Raw genomic sequence first — 22,661 nt, 5'->3', positions numbered from 1 at the left:
AGACGAGGATAAGTGCTCATTTTCACGACATGCAGCAATCAAGTTACGGAGGACCTTTCCAGTTTATTGAATGTCCGCTTTGGGGCGGAAGCTGCCGGTCGTCAGTCGAGCACCGTGTGTCAGGTCAAGTATGAATTAGTACAGTTTAAAGATTATTTAAAGCGTTGACTAAATACGGGTAGTTTTCTTTTCTACGCTGACTGCATCGCTCTCAATACACTTAATATTAATTGTCACTTTTGCGTATTTCTATGTATTGACGGATTTTCTCAATCAACCAACTGGCGGCAGGTGATAAGCTCCTGCCTGCCAGCGTCACAATACCCATTTCTGCATACACCTCAATTTGGTCTGGCATAGTTAATTCACACATGGTACCGCGCTCAATTTCTGTCTGAACGACGGGATAGGTACTCAATAAAACGCTGTCGCTGTGTAAGCAAACGTAGTGCAGCAAGGTTGGGTTATCGCATGTCAAAGAGAGTTCAAATTTCTGATCGGCTGCCAATTCAAAATATTTATGCAATTCATTGTTGACGCTCTCAGGTAAGCGCACTGAGACCAAAGGATATTCAAAAACCTCCTGTTTATTGTTGAATGCTTTTCCCACCAACGGATGCTCGCGCCGACAAAAAAAACCGCCGTATTGACGCGAAAACCTTTGTACGGTAATTTTTTTGTCCTCGGTCAGATTATGTACATCAGCAATAAAAAACTCTAATTGCTCATCGTATAGTTGATTCAGCAAGGCATTCCAGTTATTGATATTCACTTCCGTGCGTAGCTTTGGATAGTCATTCAATAGCTGCGCCAACACGGGTGGTAAAAAGGTCGCACCGGGTAAAGGGCCTACACCAAAATGGATGTCCCCCATTTCGTGGTTCTGCATGAGTGTGACTTCATGGCGTAGATTGTTAGCGTCGATCAGCAATTCTTTCGCACGCTTTACCACCCGTAACCCAATGGGAGTGATGCTAACCCCATGTAAAGTGCGGTCGAATAACTTGCCATCAAGTTCGTCTTCCAGGCTTTGGATACTGCGGCTTAGGGCAGATTGCGTCAGATTGACTTTTTGCGCCGCCCGAGCAAAGTTCAATTCTTCCGATAAGACCACGGCGTGTCGAAGTTTCCGGAGATCCATAACTGCCCCCTACCTTTTCTGGTATGTGTCTGACCTGAACGGCAGGCCATCAAAAACATCGCAATAATGATTTTTACTCATTAAAGATCATAAAATAATGCATTGGACGAATAGCAAATACAAGAGAAGAATGGGGCTTAACGCTACATCAGAGAGCGAAAACAACAGGACATGCCTGTTTGTACAACACATTGGAGACTTTTCATGAACCCGATTCAACTCATCGCCATTACGGCGATCTATCTTGGCTTTGGGCTAGTAGAGGTGGTCAGCGGCCGTTTTAGCAAACTTGGCGCCTCAAAAGACGACTGGAAAATTGACAGCGCGATGCTGCTTCTGTTGCTCACGCTGATACAGCCAGGCATTGTGGTGGCGGTGAATTTTTTGGGGATGCATTTTTTCCCATCGCAGCATAATGCGTATAGTTATTTACCAGCATGGAGCATGTTTTTGATCCTGCTGGTGGCAGACGATTTGACGCAATACTGGTGGCATCGCCTCTCACACACGTCGTGGATGTGGCCATTCCATCGCGCGCATCACTCGGCGGCCTATATGAGCATCCGTGTCGTCTATAGAAATAACTTTTTCTATTACGCTGCGATGCCAGGAATATGGATTTCGTCTATCTTAATTTATCTTGGATTTGGCGACGTTTATGTAGTCTACGTGATCCTTAAACTAGCAGTCATTATCGGTGCGCACAGCGCCAACCCCTGGGATAAGCCATTGTATGAAATGCCTGTCATGAAGCATGTGATGTGGCTGGTGGAGCGTACTATTTCAACACCGGCAACGCACTATGCACACCACGCACTAACTATGGATGATGGCATCGGTCATTACCGCGGCAACTATGGGAATTTCTTATTTTTCTGGGATATTTTGTTTGGGACAGCATTGATCACACGGCGTTACCCACCCAAAGTTGGCTTACAAGATGATCTGCTATATGGCAAAGAAAACTGGCTGGCGGAATTGTTTTACCCTATACTCAAATCCAAACGTAGTCATTCTGCGCTGGGAAAAGAGAAGGTAATTATTGACGAAGCTTTGGCGCAAGAGCAGTGAGTTTGTAGGGCAGGTACAGCCCGCGCGGGCTGTACATTTGATCGGAGTTGATGGTTACACCCGCCCTATGCAGGTAGGACTACAAAACTAGATTTTTTCGAACACTAAATCCCACACACCATGACCGAGCCGCAATCCACGGTTTTCAAATTTGGTTACTGGACGATAATCCGGACGTGGCGCATAACCTTCAGCGGTATTTTTTAATGTTGGCTCAGCGCTTAATACTTCCAGCATTTGCACGGCATAATCTTCCCAATCGGTTGCGCAATGCAGATAGCCACCAGGTGCCAGACGCGATGCCAGCAATTGTACCAATGGCCCCTGAATCAAGCGGCGCTTGTTGTGGCGCGCTTTGTGCCATGGATCTGGGAAGAAAACGTGCACACCATGCAGTGACAAGGGCGCGATCATATTGGTCAACACTTCAAACGCATCGTGTTGAATAATGCGTTGATTTTGCAAACCCATTTCTTCGGTCAGCTTGAGTAAGCTACCGACACCTGGCGTGTGTACTTCAACGCCGATAAAATTTTTGTCGGGCATGCTGGCCGAGATTTTGGCGCTGGTTTCGCCCATACCAAAACCAATCTCAAATACAGTTGGTGCGGTACGTCCAAACGTCGCATCAACATCAAGCAACGCCTTTTGGTAAGGAACGCAAAAACGTGGTCCAAGCGTCTCGATCGCTCGCGCCTGCGCATCAGACAAGCGTCCGGCGCGGGTCACAAAGCTACGAATACGGCGCTCAGTAGGGTCATAAAACAGCGGCTTGCCGCTATCAGCAGGTTTGGAATCAGACATACGGGAACTTAGCAAAAGAGGAAGATCTGGAACAATTGAACAACATCGAAGGGCGTTAAAAAACATCAATCAGGCAATGATCCGGCAATCTGCTTTTTTCACCCTTTTTTTACGCCCGCTTTTGACAAAGCGGCTTTCGATGGTATTTCAGTTCCGTAAAGGCCGTATTTTAACAGAGCCAGCGCACGATAGCCAAAACCTGAACCAAATCAGCGCCTTAGCCGGAGACAGCTATCACGATCGCCAGGGTAAAAGCTGACAAAATATTAAAAATGATCGATATTTTGGTGGAAATTAAATCTGTTGTGTCAGCTTTTTGGCGATCAAAACCACATCCTGCGTTGGAGATGGCGCATTTGCCGGGCTCGCCACTAACTCAACAAACTGCACTTCAAAACCGTAACTCACCAGCATATCGCTAATTTTTTGTGGAGTACGATACACCGTCAACAATTCATCGCCACTGCTTGATCGCTCATAACGTGAAGAACTCTCAGAGGCTGAAATTGTGCTCAATAACAATACGGCGTCCGCATTTAATACGCGATTCAACGAGGTAAAAAATTGCTCCGCATCAGTCTGATTCAGATAGCTCAATCCAAATGCAAACACGGCCCCATCACAGTCTGTTGCAAGCTCATGTAAACGGCGACAATCTCCGACAAAAAACTGTCCCGCCGGCACGCGCTGCCGCGCAATGTCTATCATTTTCGGCGCCAGATCTACGCCAGTCAACGATAAATCAGGACGATGTCTTAGCAGGTAAGCAGACACATTACCCGGACCACAAGCAATATCAATCACCCGCGCAGCATGCGGCAACTGCGCAGCGAACATCGCATAGAAACGATCATATTGCTCAAGGTCAAAATATTTTTCTGCATAGCGTTCTGCAAATTGATTGAACAATTTAACTGAAGCCAGGCAATCATCTTCGGGGAGCATTCCTAAATACTTTCTATAAGATAAAACTGATTGTTTAAAAATAAGATAACATTGCCTTTTATTTCTGACTACCTTTTAAGAGCATGCGTATCACACTACCGCCCGGCTACAGCACTGCATTGTCAACACCTAGCATTGAAGATTATTGCCGCTTGCGCAGCGCCAGTGGTTTGAGCGCAAAAACTATTGAGGCGGCGGGTCGCGGCTTAATCAATAGTTTATTTGCAGTGCAGATCATCCATCAGCACACGACGATCGGTATGGGGCGCATCATTGGTGATGGGGGATGTTTTTATCAGGTGGTCGATATTGCGGTATTACCAGAGCATCAGGGCAAAGGCTTGGGGAAAATCATCATGCAAGAAATTATGCGATTTATTCAAGATGAAGTCCCCTCCAGCGCGTATGTCAGTCTGATCGCTGATGGAAAAGCACAGGATTTGTATGCACAGTTTGGTTTTAAGCACACTGCGCCGCGGTCAGTTGGGATGGCGATCAAAATATAAAAGAAGGTAGGGACTATTCCCTACCGACCGCGATTATGCCTCCAGCAACTCTTGCTCTCTGATCGTTGGTAACCATAGCGTGACGGTAGTACCGATGTCTTTTTCACTTTGAACATCCACCCTGCCTCCATGCAGTTCAATAATCTCTTTGACGATGCACATACCAAGACCCGTGCCGGGAATATTGCCGGATGGGTCAGCACGGAAGAAACGTTCAAACAAACGTGACAACTGCGCTGGCGTAAGACCTATGCCCTGATCACTGACGCGTATGCCGATTTCATTCACCTCATCATGCTCTTCACACAATATACGAAGATCAATATTGCCGCCGTTTGGTGAATACTTATACGCGTTGCTTAATACGTTCATCAAGGACTGGCCAATTTTTTCAGCATCCACATTCACCTTAGGTAAATTTTCGCTGATAGTGACATTGACGCGACGTGGATCGTTATTGACCAACAAGGCGGCTACGGCATTTTCAACAATCGGAGCGATTGGCTGTACCGTAAATTTAAAATCCTTGCCTGCGCGTGCTTCTATCCGAGCCAGATCCAGCAGTTCATTGATCAGATTAATCATGATGCCAGCCTGACGGTTAATAGTTCCAAGCAAATCTTTTTGCGTTACTTCATCATATTTACGACGTAATAAGAGTTCGGAAAAACCGAAAATACTCGCCATGGGGGTACGTAACTCATGCGCTGCAGTCGATAGAAACTCGCTCTTAATGCGATCAATTTCGGTTTCGCGTGTTACATCGCGGAAGTAAATAACCTGCTCCAGAGAACCCGCCGCAACCACACGTATAGAGCGGATTAATATCCTGGTCTGCGGTGTCGACAGATACACCATTTGCTGCCTCGCCTGTACCATGTCATCATCAGAATCGAGCACCAGATTCATCATATTTTCATCATGTGCTGAGACGTAAGCATGTGCAGGATCACACAATGCCTCCATCAATTGATCAAACTCCTGCATGCTTAAGTTTGATAATTGGATATTGCTAAATCCTGTCATTTCTAAAAATGCCGGATTGACGTTGGTGAGTTTTCCATTGGCATCAAAAGCAACCACTCCATCAGGGCTCAAAGTGCAAATGGCATCAAGACGCATTGATCTGATGCGTAAATTCTCCTCTGCTAACACGCGATCAGTCACATCATTTTGACTGCTGACATAATGCGTGATGCGTCCATCGTTATCGACAACGGGTGCGATGGATAAGTCGTTCCAGAACAAACTACCGTCTTTGCGATAATTACGTAGTAGCACTTTGCATTCACGACCTTCCTTAATGGCTTGCGAGAGTTCCGCAATTTCTAATTGAAAGCGATCATCTGCTTGCAGGAGACGGCAATTCATACCTAGCATTTCACTTGCGGTGTATCCAGTAATTCGTTCAAAAGCAGGATTGGTATAAATGATAGGCTGACTAGGCATCGTCATATCTGCGATCGCAATACCGTTATTTGCAGCTTCTATCGCTTTTAAACGCAATTGCAAAATCGCTTCTGCCATTTTGTCGTCACTAATGTCCCTGACCATCAAGGAATAATTCACTTCATCATTTTGATTAAATTGACTTAATGAAACTGCCAATGGAAATTGATCACCAGATGATCGAATACCAAAAGACTCAAATCTGGCGCTACGCATCGCACTGCCAGCATTGCCATAGCTATTTAATACCTCTGTCAACTTATTGACATCCATTCCGTCAATAATTTGTTCCAGCGGAAAATCAGACTGAATATCAGAAGACAAACCAAATATATGCTCAGCAGCCATGTTTACTGATTTCACCCTGCCATTGCCATCGACACGCAAAATACCATCAGCAGCGGAGTCAAGAACTGCTCTTAAGGCATTTTCACTATGGCTCAATTGGGTTGTCATTTCCTTTGCCATGCCAAAGGCGCGATTACGTGTCGCAGCAAGATTGGTGACGACGAAGGTCAACAAAAAGGTTACCAACACACCTGCGGCAAAGATCATGTGGCTAATCATATTGTTCGATAAGGCTTGAAATGCTGGGAGGCTGGCAAAGCGCAGCGTCCAGACCTTACCTTCAAATTCCATTTCACGAATGCTGACATAATGCGCATTATCAAATTGATTCATTGGCGCATTAGCAAATAGCATATTTTTTTCGTCTAAGTCTTTACCGTCAAATACTTCAACCCCCACCGTTGGGTCAACATTCACTAAAACGTTACGCATCATGTCTTCGGCGCGGAAAGGAATATAGACATAACCGAGTAAGGATTCACGACGCTCCTCAACAGATCCTCTGGGCAGGTCGTGTGTATAAATAGGCAGAAACATCAGAAATCCGGCCTGATTTCCTTCTTTACCTTCCTGCACTAATTTAACCCGCCCGGTCAACGAAGGCTCACCCGAATCTCGCGCCAAATCTAACGCATTCCTTCTAACCGTTTCTGAAGCCAAATCGTAGCCAAACGCATGCAAGTTGCGTCCCCAAAATGGTTCGATATAAACAACAGTCAGATAATCGCTATGCTGCCCAAGTGGATGAATTGTGTACTCAGGATAACCTTCAGCGCGTATCTTTGCCGTATGCTCAGCCTTATCTTTGTCAGCTACGCGTAAAATAAAACCAACCCCTTGTATGCCAGGTGAAGTTTCATCAAGACGTAAGCTAGAGACATAAGTGCGCCATTGTTCACGTGAGGTATTGTTATTCATATTAAACAATGCCGCGCCACCACGCAGGATTTGTTCGTTGCTATTCATGCGCCGCGCTAAAGACGTAGTGATGAGTTCGCCTGTGCTGATAAATCGCGATTTTTCTATATCCTCGTGATTACGGATACTGATACTCCATATCGCATAAGAGATGCTCAAACCCGCCACCAGAATCAGGCAACCCAACCATTCTTTTCGGAGAAACCGGAAAATCGGATGACGCGATGGGCGAACGTCGACTTGTGATTGCTGCTGGTTCATGATTTTCTCCTACCCATTTTGGGCACATCTAATGAAACTTAGAATGTAGCGAGCATGGCATTAGCATTAAAAAAGACATCCATAAAACGTTGTTCAACCATGATTCATTTCAACGGGCAATTGTGCGCGGCGAGAAATGACGCGATCGACTTCATCAATCAATTGATAGAAATTAAAAGGCTTTTCAAAAAAAGCATCTGCGCCAAATTGGAACCCAAGCGTTTTTTCGTCTTTCTGAAAAAATGCACTCAAAATAATGATAGGTGTCAGGCACAAATCAGGATCACCCTTAATCGCCTGACATAGAGCAAATCCATCGACAATGCCGGGCATGCGCAGATCCATAATTAAACATGCTGGTTTGTGCTCATGTGCCAGTGCCAGCGCTCGCTCGCCGTTACCCGCTTCAATCACAGGGTAACGTTCGATTTCCATCACCATACGTACCATTTGCCGCGCATCCGACTGATCGTCGACAACTAAAATTGTTGGTTTCATGCTATGACTCCACTAGCTTCAATTTCGGCAAAATAACGGTCTATGGTATCCATCAATTCGAGCGGACTAAATGGCTTGATCATGTAAGAATTAGCACCAACTTTGAGACCAGTATCAATATCCGATTGCTGACCTCTGGCGGTCAACATAATGATTTTGGTATGCAAGTAGTCTGGATTCTTCTTCAGTTTTTCACAAACCTGCAAACCATCCATACTGCCCGGCATCATAACGTCTAACAAAATGATGTGCGGTGCAACCGTCAATGCCAGGTTATAGCCACTATCACCGTTATCGGCCTCGTGTAATTCATAGTCACCAAAATCGAGTGTCATACGAATTAATTTCCGGATATCTGCCTGATCTTCAACGATCAGTATGCGTTTGGTTTTCATTTTCGCCTCCGCTACACAACAACCTACAACGATGACCTACAACAAAGACTTGCATTCAATAATTGATCTCATTTTTTTTCGACCGCTTGCGCCACTCTTACTGATTGCATGCGCTGCATTAAAGCGACCATATCATGGGCATAGCGTTGCGCCTGCTGCGCATCCAGGACTTGCGTATCATTAACTGGCGCACCGGTTGCTAATTCCAGATTAAATTCGATGATGTCATCACCGTCGCCTTCAACTACTGTCATGCGACCGCCATGTAAATGTAGAATTTGCTGGCAAATCGGCAGACCTAAACCAGGGCCTTTTGCTGGTGTACTACCTGGTTTAGAACCGCTGGCTTTTTTATCTTTAACGTATTCTTCAACCTGATTAAAAGGCACAAATAATTTTTTCTGTAACAGCGATTTACTGGCAAATTGCCCATGATTACGCAGGCTCAGAATGACGTGCGTACCTGTACAACGCAAGACGATTTCTAACCGCGATTTTGGTAATGCATGACGCGCCGCATTGTTGATCAACTCACGTAAAGCCCGCGTAAGCCAGATGCTACTTCCATAGACAGGAGGTAATTCAGCATCAAGACCATCTAAATAGATTTCCAGACCACGCGATTCCAACTGCTTATTCTCGGCATTCAAAGCGCTTGTAATCATGGTTTCAAAAAGCAAACGTTCCTGATCAACCAAAGGTGAAGTTCCAAATAGCTCCGCCAACATTTCGATTCTTTGCAAGCGTTCTGAAATCGCTTTGCCATTTTCTACCAGACCTTGCATTTCAGGCGAACTATCCTCTTCTGAAAAAAAATCCAGTTGTTGAGCGAACTGATGAATTGGTCGTGCCAGATCAATCCTGATGAATTCGTAGAAATTTTTTAAGGTCATTTCATAAAATTGTTTTTCGGTCTGAATGTGTGTCACGATTGCATACTGATCGGCAATTGGTAACGGCATCAGTTTGGCGATGCAGCCAGCGGGACTACCCAATTGTGTTGGCAGTGGGACACTCAAGGGCGCTTTACCAAATCCTGCTGCTAAATCGCGCACACCTTTGACTATTCGTGGATCAGGAAAAGGCATACCGATTTTGGCAGAAAATACGGTATTTCCTGGATCATTGACGTATTGCACGATGCCTTCTTTGTTCACAATGGCAACCCCATCGCTTAAAGCATCAAAGAAAATTTTCATCTGGGCATTCATGATCTGCTCCTGCACATTTTCCATGTTTCTACATACTTACTGATCGCTTTTAATAGCTGAGGCAACACAACCGGTTTTTTATAGCATTCGATTACTGAAGGTAGTCCACCCAAGTCATCCATTTCTTGTTTCGATAATCTGGTTGTGACGATGATCCTCATCGTTTCAGACCATGAGTGTTTACTCAATGTCGCTAAAAATTGAAAACCATCCACATGTGGCATCACGACATCGGTAATCAACAAATGTGGCGGTGCTTCACCTATCCGTATCAGGCTTTCGAGAGAATTTTTTATTGATAAAACCTTGATGGGAGCTCCGGGCATGCTGGCGTAAAAATCAGTCAGACTTGTATGCAAAGGCTGATCATCCACAACCAAAATATCAAATGTCTCTCCAGCATCCACAAAGGGAAAGCGCGCGGCACACATCGCATCGACAGAGCTTTTAAATATCCGCCGATGACCGCCGGGAGTTTTCCAGGCATGAAGACGACCTTGTGCCACCCACATTTGCACGGCTCTGATGCTGACCTTGAGAACTTCAGCGGCATCGCGGGTCGACATTGTTTCAGCATCAGGATCAAGTTTCAGGTCGCTTTTCATGACGTACCTCGCTTCGTTTTTTTCATACTATGCGTTTATTTCGTATTTACAAGGAGCAACATTTCAACAATTGTTAAATCTACTTATGAAGAATATTTAATAAATAACTTGCTTTAAAAAATATTCCCGATCAGGCTAATTTGACTTTCGACATCTAGGAAACACATGTAATTAGCAAAAAACATACATAACGAAATTCCCTTTTGCCTCTTCAAAGCCAGTTACAATCACGGCTTATGCATATTTTTTAAAAAGTTTTTATGGCACGCCTGCAATTAGAATTTCCTGAAGACCAGTACTACTTTTCCACACCCCTGACAGTTCGGGTGACCGATATCAACGGCGCAAATCATCTCGGCAATGATTCAATGATTTCTATGATTTCGGAAGCTCGGGCACGATTTTTGTTTGAATTTGGTATTCGCGAAACCGCACAAGAAGGTATTGGTATTATCGTGACTGATCTGGCAACGACTTATAAGGCCGAGGCGCATGCGCGTGATCAATTGCTATTTGAAGTCGGAATGATGGATTTTAATAAATATGGCGGCGATATTATTTTCCGCATCTCTCGCCCCGCCAACCAGACCTTAGTCGCGATGGCAAAATCGGGTTTTGTTTTCTTTGACTATCAGGCTGGAAAAGTCGTAGCAATGCCGGACGATTTCAAGGCAAAATTTTCCCGCGTTAATTACATCGATTAGATAAAACCCAGCTAGATTGATTGTCCACCAGCACTTATGGCCTCAGAAGGATTGCTATGCAAGTAGTTACAAATATAGTTGTCGCACTCATCGCAGTTTTACATGTGTACATTCTGGTATTGGAAATGTTTTTGTGGGAAAAACCAGCAGGATTGCGTGCATTTCGGCAAACCAAAGAGTCTGCAGCGGCGACAAAAGTACTAGCTGCAAACCAAGGCTTATATAATGGCTTTTTAGCGGCCGGATTGTTCTGGGGTTTGCTGTTGGGTGCGGCTGGTCATGATGTAAAAATTTTTTTCCTGTCTTGCGTGTTTATCGCTGGCGTTTATGGTGCTGCGACCGCCAGCCGCAAGATTTTGTTCATACAGAGTGTTCCGGCGGCAATCGGTTTGATATTAGTTTTTCTGGCATAAGCCACAACAAAAATGGCAGAGTGATCTCTGCCATTTTTGTTTTCGAGCCAATGCGACAATGACTATATAAAAATTACAAATACAGCATGCGGTGTCGTTCTTCTTCGGAAGGTTCGATATTACGCTCTTCATAAAACGCATAAATCGCGTCGACAATATTGGCTGGTTCATCAATTAATTGCACCAGATTCAGGTCTTCTGGCGCAATCATGCCATTACCTGCCATTTGCACCTTGATCCATTCGAGCAGACCGCTCCAAAAGGTAGTTCCAACCAATATCACCGGTATGCGCCGGGTTTTTCCCGTCTGCATTAAGGTCAAGACTTCACTGACCTCGTCCATGGTGCCAAAACCGCCGGGATAAACCACGTAGGCATCAGCGTATTTTACAAAGGCGACTTTACGTGCAAAGAAATGACGGAAAGTCAGGCTGATGTTTTGCCAGGGATTGCTTTTTTGCTCATGTGGCAATTCAATATTGAGACCTACAGAGGCCGATTTGCCTTCATAAGCACCTTTATTAGCCGCCTCCATAATGCCAGGGCCGCCTCCAGATACCACTGCGAACCCTTCATCGGACAAGCGGCGCGACAAATCGACACAACTTTGATAATACGGGTCATCCGGCTTGATTCTGGCTGATCCGAAAATCGTCACCGCAGGGCCAATATTTGAAAGGCGCTCGGTAGAGTCGATAAACTCTGCCATAATCGTGAACATATGCCATGATTCACGCGCTTTTAAGGCAGTTGCCTTATCTTTGTCCATAATCTGGCGCAACCTAGTCACATTTTTTCTGTTCTCGTTCATATGCAAAATACCCTGTTGTTAGTTGATGGTTCCAGCTATTTGTACCGTGCTTTTCATGCTATGCCTGATCTGCGCAACCCGCAAGGCGAACCCACCGGTGCCATTTACGGCATGATCAATATGTTGCGCCGCCTGCGTAGCGACTATCCGGCAGCATACATGGCGTGCGTATTTGATGCAAAAGGCAAAACATTCCGCGACGATTTATATCCGGAATACAAAGCCCAACGTGCACCAATGCCTGACGATCTGCGACTGCAAATTGAACCTATCCATGAAGTCGTCAAAGCCATGGGTTGGCCAATTCTGATGGTCGAAGGCGTAGAAGCCGATGACGTGATCGGCACACTGGCGGTAGAAGCCAGCAAAGTCGGTATGAATACCGTGGTATCAACAGGTGATAAAGATCTGGCGCAACTGGTCAATCCACAAGTCATGTTAATCAACACGATGACCAATGAAAAAATGGATGAGCCTGGCGTATTAGCAAAATTTGGTGTGCCACCGAACCGCATCATCGACTATTTGACACTGATTGGCGACACCGTCGATAACGTCCCGGGCGTGACAAAATGCGGCCCCAAAACGGCGGTCAAATGGCTGACGGAGTTCGATAGTTTAGATGGTGTGATCGCGAACGCTGACAAAATCAAAGGCGTGGTCGGTGATAACCTTCGTGCGGCACTTGAATGGTTACCACGCGGTCGTGAATTGATTACAGTAAAAACAGATTGCGACCTTGCCGCACATTATCAATCGATACAAGCGAGTCTGGTATCGCAAGCAGAAAGCAAAGAAGCAATGCTCGCTTTCTTCACGCGCTATGGTTTTAAAACCTGGTTGCGTGAATTATCCGGCGATGCCACAGCTGGCGCAACACCACTTAGCTCTGGATCTGCATCTACCTCTTCGGGCAATACGCCAGCACAAGCTGGTTTATTTAATGAAGACGCAAACGCCAATCAAAGCGAAGCGAAAGTCGTTATTAAAAACTATGAAACCGTGTTGACGGAAGCGGCATTGGATGAATGGATTCATCGCATCAACGCCGCCAGTTTAACCGCCGTGGATACGGAAACCACCTCATTAGAACCAATGACAGCACAATTAGTTGGCATCTCACTGTGTTGTGAAGTCGGACACGCTTGCTATATCCCCGTCGCACATAATTACGGTGACTGTCCAACACAGCTATCGAAGGCATTAGTGTTAGAAAAACTCAAGCCATGGCTGGAAGATGATAGCAAAGCAAAAGTTGGGCAAAACCTGAAATACGACACCCACATTTTTGCGAATCAAGGTGTACATCTGCGCGGTATCAAACACGATACCTTGCTGGAATCGTACGTATTTGAATCGCATAAATCGCATGATATGGATAGTCTGGCTTTACGTCATCTCGGAAAAAAAACCATTAGCTTTGAAGAAGTGTGCGGCAAAGGCGCTGCACAAATTTGCTTCGATCAGGTCGATCTGGAACGCGCCACCGCCTACGCCGCTGAAGATGCTGACATCACACTGCAATTGCATCTGGCGATGTGGCCAGAAATAGAGCCTGACGCCAATCTGCAGCGCGTTTATCACGACATAGAATTGCCAACATCTATCGTTCTGCAAAAAATTGAACGTAATGGCGTTCTGATCAACAAAGACCTGCTGGCAACACAATCGAATGAAATCGGCAAACGCTTGTTAGAGCTGGAACAAAAAGCCTATGAACTCGCGGAACAACCATTTAATCTAAATTCCCCAAAGCAATTGGGTGAAATTTTCTTTGGCAAACTCGGTCTGCCGGTCGTCAAAAAAACACCTTCAGGTGCACCATCAACTGATGAAGAAGTATTGCAAAAACTGGCGGAAGATTATCCACTGCCAAAAGTGTTGCTGGAATACCGTGGTTTAGCGAAACTCAAATCGACCTATACCGATAAACTACCAAAAATGGTCAACACCAGTACAGGCCGTGTTCATACCAATTATGCGCAAGCCGTAGCAGTGACCGGTCGATTGGCTTCGAATGATCCGAACTTGCAAAATATTCCGGTACGCACAGCCGAGGGGCGCCGCATCCGTGAAGCGTTTGTTGCCGCTCCTGGCAATGTGATTATCTCTGCCGACTATTCGCAAATTGAATTGCGTATCATGGCGCATATTTCTGGTGATGCGAGTTTGCTCAAAGCGTTTGCTGATGGCGAAGACGTACACAAGGCAACGGCATCAGAAATTTTCGGTGTCTCGCTGCCAGAAGTAACCAGCGAACAACGCCGCTATGCCAAGGTCATTAACTTTGGCCTGATCTATGGTATGAGTGCATTTGGACTGGCAGGTAATCTTGGTATAGAACGCAGTGCGGCGCAAAACTATATCGACAAATATTTCCAACGTTATCCAGGCGTCGCGCAATATATGGCTGATACACGCACCAAAGCCAAGGTACATGGCTACGTCGAGACTGTATTTGGTCGCCGTCTGTGGCTGGCAGAAATCAATAGCCCAAATGGTCCACGCCGTCAGGGTGCAGAGCGTGCGGCGATTAACGCGCCTATGCAAGGTACAGCTGCAGACTTAATTAAGCTGGCAATGATTGCGGTACAAAATTGGCTGGAAACAGATCACCTGCAATCCAAAATGATTATGCAAGTTCACGATGAATTGGTGCTCGAAGTACCAGAATCTGAACTCGAACTGGTCAAGAAAAAATTGCCGGAACTGATGGCCAATGTCGCTCAATTAAATGTCCCGTTATTGGCTGAAGTCGGCGTCGGCACAAACTGGGAAGAAGCGCATTAAATCAGCCTGAAATTAAAAAAGCCGTGCAATCAGACAATGCTGACTGCTCGGCTTTTTTTATGATGCAAAGTTTATTTCTTTTCTTTCAACCATTCTGCATGAGCAGATTCAGCGGCTTTGATAGCACGGTCAATATGTTCCAAAGCACGATGACGCAATTCATGTGCATCTGGATTGTCTTCTTCTTTATCGATATCAGCATGTGCCTTTCTCAGCGTTTCGATCGCTTTCAATAAACGGCTGCCGTGTTCTTTTACGTCAACACCAGGATGATCATTGAGGTCCTTACCGTCATCAATAGATGCCCGTTTGATTTCATTAATCGCAGCATCAATTTCATTAATACCTTTATCTTCACCTGCATAAACTTTAGCATCACCCGCTTGGTGATACAGAAACCAGCGTGCTGTGCGCAAATCAGTCAGTGCATGTAAATAAGCTGGATGTTTACCAGGTACCATCTGCGCCATCGACACTAAAGGGGACAACCCAACAACAAGTGCAAAAGGGATCAGGCATTTTACGAGTTTGCTCATGGCAATTCCTTTAAACAGATTTTAAGAAGTCATTTTGATCATGCGCCGAACTACGATAATGAACATCAAATTTCATCATTTATTGATCGGTGCAGTGCTACCATTAACGGCCATTAAGAAAGACGGTTGACATTGAATATTCTTGTCGCTCCCATCATCTTCACCGCTAAAATTTGATCAAGCCGAGCATCATAGCCTTGCAAACAGCCATTTGTCATATTCAGAATGCATCGGCTTGTATCAGGAGTATTACAATATGCTTTTATGGCGTGAGAGAGGATTTTGAAAAAAAATTTGGGTGCAGTTGCAAGCCGATACGCTTTGCGAATAAAGTCATTTTGCGACAAACCTTCACTCACTAACAAGGAATACCGTAGCACTTCAACTGCATTCATCATTTATATTATTTATCTCATTATGCTAACCATTCTCCAAGCCGACTTACAGCAAGTGCAGCATGCAGACGATTTGGTATTGATGCTAAATACCTATGCCAGCGACCCCATGGGTGGTGGCGAACCGTTATCAGATTTTGTACGACAAAACCTGATCGCCGAATTACAAAAGCGCCCAAATATTCGTGGTTTTCTCGCCTATCAGAATGATCAGGCGGTTGGATTTGCCATTTGCATAGAGGGTTTTTCTACGTTCGCTTGTAAGCCTTTACTGAATATCCATGATTTTGGCGTACATCCCGATTTCAGAGGATGGGGAATCGCCAAAAAATTATTAGGCTTCATCAGCGATTTTGCGCAAACCCACGCTTATTGCAAAATCACTCTGGAAGTTTTACAGGGCAACGCGCCAGCACATGCTTTGTATATAGATCAGGGATTTAGCAGTTATGAATTGAATCCCGCCATGGGTGGAGCAATCATGATGCAAAAAAAGTTTGCTTAGCAATGAACAAATACAGTACGAAAAACAGGACGATCTTTTCCGTGTTTTGGAGGCAATTTCCTAAATAAATTGATGCCTGCATGTACCTGCGGTAAAGACAGCAATTACAATGTTGTTCGACATTCATGCGGATTAAGAGATATTTCCTCATTCAGGTTTAGTAATAAATAAAAAGTAATAAGCAAAGCGGATCGATTCAACAACATCGTTTAAAGGAAAACAAATGACTATTGATTTCAAAGGCAGAGTTGCAATTGTGACTGGAGCTGGTGGCGGTTTAGGGCGTGAGCATGCATTAGCACTGGCGGCACGCGGTGCCAAAGTAGTCGTTAATGATCTTGGCGGTGCGCGCGATGGCTCCGGGTCATCGTTAACCGCAGCACAAGCAGTCGTAGAAGAGATACGTGCTGCTGGCGGTGAAGCAATCGCCAATGGTGCCTCCGTGACAGATTTCGCCGCCGTGCAAGCGATGGTCGCAGAGACGATCGCGCAATGGGGTCGGGTCGATATCCTGATCAATAACGCAGGGATTTTGCGCGATAAAAGTTTCGCCAAAATGGAAATTGATGATTTCAAACTCGTTATGGATGTCCATCTGATGGGTGCCGTACATTGCTGTAAAGCGGTGTGGCCAGTCATGACTGAACAAAAATATGGTCGTATCGTGATGACGACTTCATCATCAGGCTTATACGGAAACTTCGGACAATCGAACTATGGCGCGGCAAAACTGGCGTTGGTAGGATTGATGCAAACCTTGTCGTTAGAAGGCGCCAAATACGATATTCGCGTCAACAGTCTGGCACCTACCGCAGCTACTCGAATGACAGAAAGCTTATTCCCTGCCGAATTTTTACAGGCACTCAAGGCCTCAGACGTGGTACCCGCAATGTTGGTGCTGGCAGCCCAGGATGCGCCAACCCGCGCCATCCTTTGTGCCGGAGCGGGTAGTTTTGAAGCAGCTAATATCACGTTGACGCCAGGAATCTGGGTCGGTCGCGGTCAAGATGCGCCTGAGCAACTCGCTGCCCGTTTGGCAGAAGTACGCCAGCGCGAAGGCGAAACTGTGCCTGAAAGTGGCACCGCTCAAGGGCATCTGGAATTGAGCAAGGCCATGAGTAAAATGCAAAAAAATTAAGAAGTTCTTGCCTATATGAGTTTCGTTCGCTTGCATATTTAACAAGCGAACGAAATTTATACTCCACCTGAGTATGATTCTATTTTGGGAAATTTCTTCTTATTTTATAATGGGATGAAATATATACTCCCCCTATTTTTCGTATTTTTGAAGTCCTAAACAAAACAGATTGCTGACGCCAGCGAAAGTCTGTGCCAAACTAAGCTCATGACACTCACAGAATTAAAATATATTGTCGCCGTCGCCCGGCAAAAGCATTTCGGTCATGCAGCAGAAGCTTGTTTTGTTGCACAACCGACGCTGTCCGTTGCGATCAAAAAACTCGAAGATGAGTTGGGAGTGACCATATTTGAACGCGGTGGAACAGAAGTTTCAACCACGCCACTCGGTGCGCAAATCGTCGCGCAGGCCGAGCGGGTTCTTGAGCAAACTGCTGCAATTAAAGAGATTGCTAAACAAAACAAAGATCCTCTCGCCGGCTCTTTCAGACTCGGTGTGATTTATACCATTGGCCCTTACCTGCTGCCAACTTTAGTCAAAACGATGATACAGCGCGTGCCGCAAATGCCGCTGGTGTTGCAGGAAAATTTTACCGTCAAACTCATAGAGCTATTACGCCAGGGCGAATTGGATGCGGCGATTATGGCTTTGCCGCTCCCTGAACAAGGAATGATGGTTCAACCGTTATATGATGAGCCCTTTGTCGTTGCCATGCCCAAAGATCATGCCTGGGCCAAACGCAAAGAAGTTTCGTCAGAAGAATTGAAATCAGAAACCATGCTGTTGCTCGGTAATGGTCATTGCTTCCGCGATCAGGTGCTGGAAGTGTGTCCGGAAATGGCTCGTTTCTCAACCACAGGTGACGGCATCGCCCGCACCTTTGAAGGCTCATCCTTAGAAACCATACGCCATATGGTGGCGTCAGGAATAGGATTAACTGTGCTACCAATCGCATCAGTACCCGACATGGAAACCACTGATGGCATGTTGCGTTACGTGCGCTTTGCCAAGCCGGTTCCGGATCGCCGCGTGGTGATAGCCTGGCGCAAGAGTTTTACCCGCCAGGCTGCGATAGAAGCGATACGCGAAGCCGTACTCGCCTGCGACCTGCCAGGTGTCACCATGTTAAACGAAAGCGCCAGCGCGCAATAAAGTCGTGACGCAATTTTTACTGACACAATCTTCTCTTCGTTGATTATTTTTATCAACCATGTATAGCCACAAGTGCTTTATGCTCCCACTCAAATTGGTACGGAGCGTCAGTGCTTTGCCTTAGTGTTCGAGATAGTTGGATCAAGAAGAGTTTCGATAGCAGCCGAAACAAGCGCCAAGAATTAACCGATTTCAATTCCTTATTCAGCGACGAAGATGCTCATTGACTCCATTACTACGCCTCGCCTGAGCTTAGGTGTTTTAAAACCAGAACATGCGAGCATTCTACAGCACTACCTGCAAGAAAATCGCCAGCATCTCGCCGCTTGGGAGCCTATCAGGGATGATCGTTATTTTGAACTAGCGCAATGCGAGGAACGCTTACATCAACAATTACAACAAATGGCAGCAGGGAATGGTGTGTTCCTGGCGCTGATGTGTGACCAACAAATGATAGGCAACTGCCATTTCAGCAATATCGTTCGTGGCGTATTTCAAGCATGCCATCTCGGCTATGCGATAGCACATACCCATCAGGGAAAAGGCTATATGACTGAAGCACTAAAGGCTGCCATTCAACATATGTTCGAACAAGAAAAATTGCATCGCATCATGGCAAATTACCTGCCAGAGAATGTGCGCAGTGCAGGCGTTTTAGAACGACTTGGTTTCGAAAAAGAAGGTTATGCCAGGTCCTACCTGAAAATCAACGGTGAATGGCGTGATCATTTACTGACCGCATTAATCAACACGACGGTGCCTGAATAATCTTGGTTCAGGATTCCCATCAAAAAGATTATAATGTTGTCTTTTTTGAACTTTTCAGATTCATTTCTGTCTACCGTCGTTCAATGTTTGCAGAGAGCTTGCTTCAACATGCTATTGCCCCGTCTTTACTACTCTTACGCCATTCTATGCCTACTCTTTATCTCACCACTAAGCATTGCGCAAACCAATACGAATAGTTCCGTTGATACGAACTTACCGCAAAATCGACCACGCATTGCTTTAGTACTCTCGGGCGGAGGTGCGCGTGGGTTCGCCCACATAGGCGTATTACGTGCACTAAGGCAAATGCGCATTCCGGTCGATATCGTCGTAGGGACAAGTATGGGTGCCGTCGTTGGTGGTGCCTACGCTGCCGGACGCACGCCAGAAGAATTGGAAAAGACGGTACATGATACCGACTGGGACAATGTCCTCTCAGATCGACCTGCCCGTACCGATTTAGATTTCAGACGTAAAGAAGAAGATACACTGATCCCGACCAGGATAGAATTTGCAGCAACCAAGAAAGGCGTGTTTCTACCTCCTGCGGCCGCTGGCAACGCAGCCTTAGAGAACGCATTGACACAATTGCTCCCCGAGGGCATGCGTGACCATCCTGTAAATCAACTAGCCTTACCTTTTCGTTCAGCCGCATCTGATTTATTAACGGGTGATCTGGTCGAACTGGACAACACGCCATTGCTGGCAACCATGCGCGCCTCTCTTGCGGTACCAGGTGTTTTTGCGCCGGTACGTATTAAAGAAAAGCTCGTCGTCGATGGTGGTCTGGTCAGTAATCTTCCTGTAGAAATGGCGCGGGCAATGGGCGCAGACATCATTATTGCAGTCAATGTCGGGACACCTTTAGCCAAAGAGCATCAATTGCAAAGTGCCGTCGATGTGGCAACGCAAATGCTGCAAATCCTTACCGAACAAAATGTGCAACGCTCAATCAAGCAATTAAAATCCGATGATATTTTAATTTCGCCCAGTCTTGATGGCATTAGTTTTCTTGATTTCGCCCAATATCCACGCGCCATCAAAGCGGGAGAAAAAGCCGTTGAAAATTTAAAAGAAAAATTGCAAAACCTGAGCATTTCTCAGGAAAAATTTTCTTCCTACGAAGAGCACCGTTTATACACCGGATCAATCACTAAAACACCCATCACAGCATTGCCGGTTGCAAAGATCGAAGTCGAGGGCACGCAATACATCAACCCAATTGCTTTGATTTCTCAGACAGGATTAGAGGAAGGTCAGGTACTGACTCAAGAGCAAATTCGTAAGGCAACAACGCGACTTTATGGTCGGGGAGATTTGGACAACGTCGAAACCATGATCAGCGATAAAGAAGGAGAACGCAGTGTTCTGATTAAACCAACTGAATCGAATTCCAGTCGCAATCGCCTGCGCTTCGGAATGGAACTCGCCAGCAATTTTTCTGACGAAAATAGCTTTTCCTTAGATCTGATGCACGTCGCTTCCTCACTTAATTCATACGGAGGGGAGCTACGTACGTTGGCAAAAATTGGTAGCGTCAGAAAATTCAAAACGCAGTTCTGGCAACCTTTAGCACCCGCTTCACAGTGGTATATTGCGCCAGCAATCGAATACAGCGCCCGCAACCAAAATGTTTATGATAGCGGAGTCAAGATCGCCAACAGAGAAATCAGCAACACCAGTGCCACATTTTTAGTAGGACGACAATTCGGTAATTGGGGAAGCCTTGAAGCGGGTATAGAGAGAGGGTATAGAAAGATTAACTCGGAATTATCATCAGACCCTGAACAAACTTTCGATCCTAATCTGCGCTTTTTTGACACTACCCAAATTATTAATTTTAAAGTAGACACACTCAATTCGCTCGTTTTCCCTACGCAAGGCAGTTACGTCAATGCCATTTGGCAAAGATCACCAAGCAAAGTCTCAGGAGAACCTTCCACAGCGGAATCCACCATCAGTGCCTTGCGGGCGTTTGAATATGGCGACTGGTCAGGACACATATACGGTGAGTGGTCGCGTACACAAAACAAAGATCCGGATACACCGCTGGGTGGTTTTCTGAGATTATCAGGATTACCAACGAACTCGTTGAACGGCGATAGAAGTGTGTTTGGGCGGATCGTAGTAGCGCGTAAAATAGGTGCACTGCCCAGCACAGTGGGTGGCGCGATCCGCTTTGCCTTGTCCGCGGAAGTCGGAGGTACCTACGGTACGACCGAACCTTTTAGCAGAGGTATTTTAAAGCAGGCTGGTAGCGCTAGCTTGTCAGTCGACACCCGCTTTGGCCCACTGTTTTTTGGTGCTGGAGCAACCCGTGGCGCGGGCTCCGCCGTCTATCTTTTCTTAAGCCCTATCTGGTGAGTCGTACGTGGGAGTTCAGGTTTAGTCTCTGGGCGGCGTAAAGCAGTCAAGGCAGAAAATTCCCATGATTGGAAACCAACCAAGAGCGTAAATCCATCGCGCTCTTCTGGTTTCAAACGGCGATCATCTTGCTGCAAACGCGCGAGCTCCGCAGCAAGGTGCTGAATTTTTTGTACGATTTCCATGGCGCTACGATCAGAAACCCGTGCCGGTACGCAAAGCAAGGTTTCACCAGTGTGATTAAAAGTACCTTTAAAATAATCACTCACGACGTGATCGCGGAAAAACTGCTGCACGGGGCCGTCGGGGCGCCAATGAAAAGCTGGTGAAACGTTCAGACGATAACGATTATTTGGACGTAACTCAATCAGTTCCAACTTATCCAGGGCAATCAAATGCAGGACACATTCGGCCTGACTCAACTCATACGTTTCAACAATCTGCTCCAGCGTCCAGTGACCTAGGCAAGAAATAGCGACCAACAGAAGCTTGGCGTCTGCAATCAGAGATTTTTCCTGTTCCAGCGTTAAGGTATCAGAATGCGGTGTCACATCCGCCGCTTGGCGAAACACGTCTTCCAATGCGATACCGGCTGCTTTGCAGATTTCTGCCAGGCGCGATAAGTTCATATCCTTTTGGCCGAACATACGCTTCACGCTGGACTCGCTCATTCCTATCCGTTCAGCCAGAATTTTGTAGGTCACTCCAGCAGCCCGAAGCTCAGCGCGCAATACATTCAGTAATAACTCAGGTGAACTCATGGCTTCCCTTTAAAATTGAGATTTTGAAACAATAGCATCAAATTTCGATACCATAGATACTGTTTTCTAGACCTTAGAACATTTTACTAGTCCGAAGTTTTATGAATTGCGACACTACGCTCAGCAATCAATATTCTTGAATATTAAGTGAGTAACAACCGTCTGACAAAGC

The 22,661-nt window shown here is 45.8% G+C and carries 22 protein-coding genes; 10 read left to right on the top strand and 12 right to left on the bottom strand.

Annotation, left to right across the window (positions count from 1 at the left end; translation table 11 throughout):
• Window positions 1–226: 226 nt before the first annotated feature.
• Window positions 227–1,141, bottom strand: a complete 915-nt coding sequence (locus H8K32_RS05260; protein ID WP_186911427.1) for a LysR family transcriptional regulator — start codon at window positions 1,139–1,141, stop codon at window positions 227–229.
• Between the two features lie 204 nt (window positions 1,142–1,345).
• On the opposite strand from H8K32_RS05260, the gene H8K32_RS05255 reads away from it, so the two are divergent.
• Window positions 1,346–2,212, top strand: coding sequence for a sterol desaturase family protein (locus H8K32_RS05255; protein WP_186911426.1), 867 nt, complete (start codon window positions 1,346–1,348; stop codon window positions 2,210–2,212).
• 87 nt (window positions 2,213–2,299) lie between these two features.
• On the opposite strand, the gene trmB is transcribed toward H8K32_RS05255, so the two are convergent.
• On the bottom strand, window positions 2,300–3,016 hold the full coding sequence (gene trmB, locus H8K32_RS05250; protein WP_186911425.1) for a tRNA (guanosine(46)-N7)-methyltransferase TrmB: 717 nt from the start codon (window positions 3,014–3,016) through the stop codon (window positions 2,300–2,302).
• A 294-nt stretch (window positions 3,017–3,310) separates the two neighbouring features.
• Window positions 3,311–3,961, bottom strand: a complete 651-nt coding sequence (locus H8K32_RS05245; protein WP_186911424.1) for a class I SAM-dependent methyltransferase — start codon at window positions 3,959–3,961, stop codon at window positions 3,311–3,313.
• Window positions 3,962–4,044: 83 nt separating this feature from the next.
• Between H8K32_RS05245 and H8K32_RS05240 the strand changes: the two genes are divergently transcribed.
• A complete protein-coding gene (locus H8K32_RS05240; protein WP_186911423.1) occupies window positions 4,045–4,467 on the top strand; it encodes a GNAT family N-acetyltransferase in 423 nt (140 codons plus the stop codon).
• Between the two features lie 33 nt (window positions 4,468–4,500).
• Here H8K32_RS05240 and H8K32_RS05235 read toward each other — a convergent pair whose 3' ends face one another.
• From H8K32_RS05235 to H8K32_RS05215, 5 genes are all read right to left on the bottom strand, one after another.
• Window positions 4,501–7,443, bottom strand: coding sequence for a CHASE domain-containing protein (locus tag H8K32_RS05235; protein WP_186911422.1), 2,943 nt, complete (start codon window positions 7,441–7,443; stop codon window positions 4,501–4,503).
• Window positions 7,444–7,536: 93 nt separating this feature from the next.
• Window positions 7,537–7,941 carry a response regulator gene (locus tag H8K32_RS05230; RefSeq protein ID WP_186911421.1) on the bottom strand — a complete coding sequence of 135 codons (405 nt, stop codon included), beginning with the start codon at window positions 7,939–7,941 and terminating at the stop codon, window positions 7,537–7,539.
• The gene (locus H8K32_RS05225; protein WP_186911420.1) at window positions 7,938–8,336 is read right to left on the bottom strand and encodes a response regulator transcription factor; all 399 of its coding nucleotides are present in this window, start codon (window positions 8,334–8,336) and stop codon (window positions 7,938–7,940) included. Before H8K32_RS05225 ends, H8K32_RS05230 begins: the two co-directional genes overlap by 4 nt.
• Window positions 8,337–8,404: 68 nt before the next feature.
• Window positions 8,405–9,547, bottom strand: a complete 1,143-nt coding sequence (locus H8K32_RS05220; protein ID WP_186911419.1) for a sensor histidine kinase — start codon at window positions 9,545–9,547, stop codon at window positions 8,405–8,407.
• Window positions 9,544–10,152, bottom strand: coding sequence for a response regulator (locus tag H8K32_RS05215; protein WP_186911418.1), 609 nt, complete (start codon window positions 10,150–10,152; stop codon window positions 9,544–9,546). Before H8K32_RS05215 ends, H8K32_RS05220 begins: the two co-directional genes overlap by 4 nt.
• Before the next feature lie 260 nt (window positions 10,153–10,412).
• Here H8K32_RS05215 and H8K32_RS05210 point away from each other — a divergent pair, with 260 nt between their 5' ends.
• Window positions 10,413–10,856 carry a thioesterase family protein gene (locus tag H8K32_RS05210; RefSeq protein WP_186911417.1) on the top strand — a complete coding sequence of 148 codons (444 nt, stop codon included), beginning with the start codon at window positions 10,413–10,415 and terminating at the stop codon, window positions 10,854–10,856.
• A gap of 56 nt (window positions 10,857–10,912) precedes the next feature.
• The gene (locus H8K32_RS05205) at window positions 10,913–11,269 is read left to right on the top strand and encodes a DUF1304 domain-containing protein (RefSeq protein ID WP_186911416.1); all 357 of its coding nucleotides are present in this window, start codon (window positions 10,913–10,915) and stop codon (window positions 11,267–11,269) included.
• A gap of 73 nt (window positions 11,270–11,342) precedes the next feature.
• Here the strand turns inward: H8K32_RS05205 and H8K32_RS05200 are convergent, their stop codons facing one another.
• Window positions 11,343–12,080, bottom strand: coding sequence for an LOG family protein (locus H8K32_RS05200; RefSeq protein ID WP_186911415.1), 738 nt, complete (start codon window positions 12,078–12,080; stop codon window positions 11,343–11,345).
• On the opposite strand from H8K32_RS05200, the gene polA reads away from it, so the two are divergent.
• On the top strand, window positions 12,081–14,870 hold the full coding sequence (polA, locus tag H8K32_RS05195; protein WP_186911414.1) for a DNA polymerase I: 2,790 nt from the start codon (window positions 12,081–12,083) through the stop codon (window positions 14,868–14,870).
• Window positions 14,871–14,941: 71 nt separating this feature from the next.
• Here the strand turns inward: polA and H8K32_RS05190 are convergent, their stop codons facing one another.
• Both H8K32_RS05190 and H8K32_RS05185 read right to left on the bottom strand, forming a co-directional pair.
• Complete coding sequence (locus H8K32_RS05190) at window positions 14,942–15,406, bottom strand: hypothetical protein (protein WP_186911413.1); 465 nt, start codon at window positions 15,404–15,406, stop codon at window positions 14,942–14,944.
• Between the two features lie 113 nt (window positions 15,407–15,519).
• Window positions 15,520–15,804 carry a hypothetical protein gene (locus tag H8K32_RS05185; protein ID WP_222613016.1) on the bottom strand — a complete coding sequence of 95 codons (285 nt, stop codon included), beginning with the start codon at window positions 15,802–15,804 and terminating at the stop codon, window positions 15,520–15,522.
• Between the two features lie 19 nt (window positions 15,805–15,823).
• Between H8K32_RS05185 and H8K32_RS05180 the strand changes: the two genes are divergently transcribed.
• From H8K32_RS05180 to H8K32_RS05160, 5 genes are all read left to right on the top strand, one after another.
• On the top strand, window positions 15,824–16,306 hold the full coding sequence (locus H8K32_RS05180) for a GNAT family N-acetyltransferase (RefSeq protein WP_186911411.1): 483 nt from the start codon (window positions 15,824–15,826) through the stop codon (window positions 16,304–16,306).
• Between the two features lie 223 nt (window positions 16,307–16,529).
• Entirely contained in the window at window positions 16,530–17,444 is a 915-nt protein-coding gene (locus H8K32_RS05175) for an SDR family NAD(P)-dependent oxidoreductase (RefSeq protein ID WP_186911410.1), read from the top strand.
• Between the two features lie 207 nt (window positions 17,445–17,651).
• Window positions 17,652–18,596: a hydrogen peroxide-inducible genes activator gene (locus H8K32_RS05170; protein WP_186911409.1), complete on the top strand. Its 945-nt coding sequence runs from the start codon at window positions 17,652–17,654 to the stop codon at window positions 18,594–18,596.
• Window positions 18,597–18,812: 216 nt separating this feature from the next.
• The gene (locus H8K32_RS05165; protein WP_186911408.1) at window positions 18,813–19,364 is read left to right on the top strand and encodes a GNAT family N-acetyltransferase; all 552 of its coding nucleotides are present in this window, start codon (window positions 18,813–18,815) and stop codon (window positions 19,362–19,364) included.
• Window positions 19,365–19,472: 108 nt separating this feature from the next.
• Window positions 19,473–21,728 carry a patatin-like phospholipase family protein gene (locus tag H8K32_RS05160; RefSeq protein WP_186911407.1) on the top strand — a complete coding sequence of 752 codons (2,256 nt, stop codon included), beginning with the start codon at window positions 19,473–19,475 and terminating at the stop codon, window positions 21,726–21,728.
• On the opposite strand, the gene H8K32_RS05155 is transcribed toward H8K32_RS05160, so the two are convergent.
• Entirely contained in the window at window positions 21,701–22,489 is a 789-nt protein-coding gene (locus H8K32_RS05155; RefSeq protein ID WP_186911406.1) for a helix-turn-helix domain-containing protein, read from the bottom strand. The genes H8K32_RS05160 and H8K32_RS05155 overlap by 28 nt on opposite strands.
• Between the last annotated feature and the right edge of the window lie 172 nt (window positions 22,490–22,661).

Source organism: Cognatundibacterium jejuense, assembly GCF_014284255.1.
Taxonomy (GTDB): domain Bacteria; phylum Pseudomonadota; class Gammaproteobacteria; order Burkholderiales; family Burkholderiaceae_D; genus Undibacterium; species Undibacterium jejuense.
Note: the sequence above shows the minus strand (reverse complement) of the source record. Positions and strands in the feature narration are given on the sequence as shown.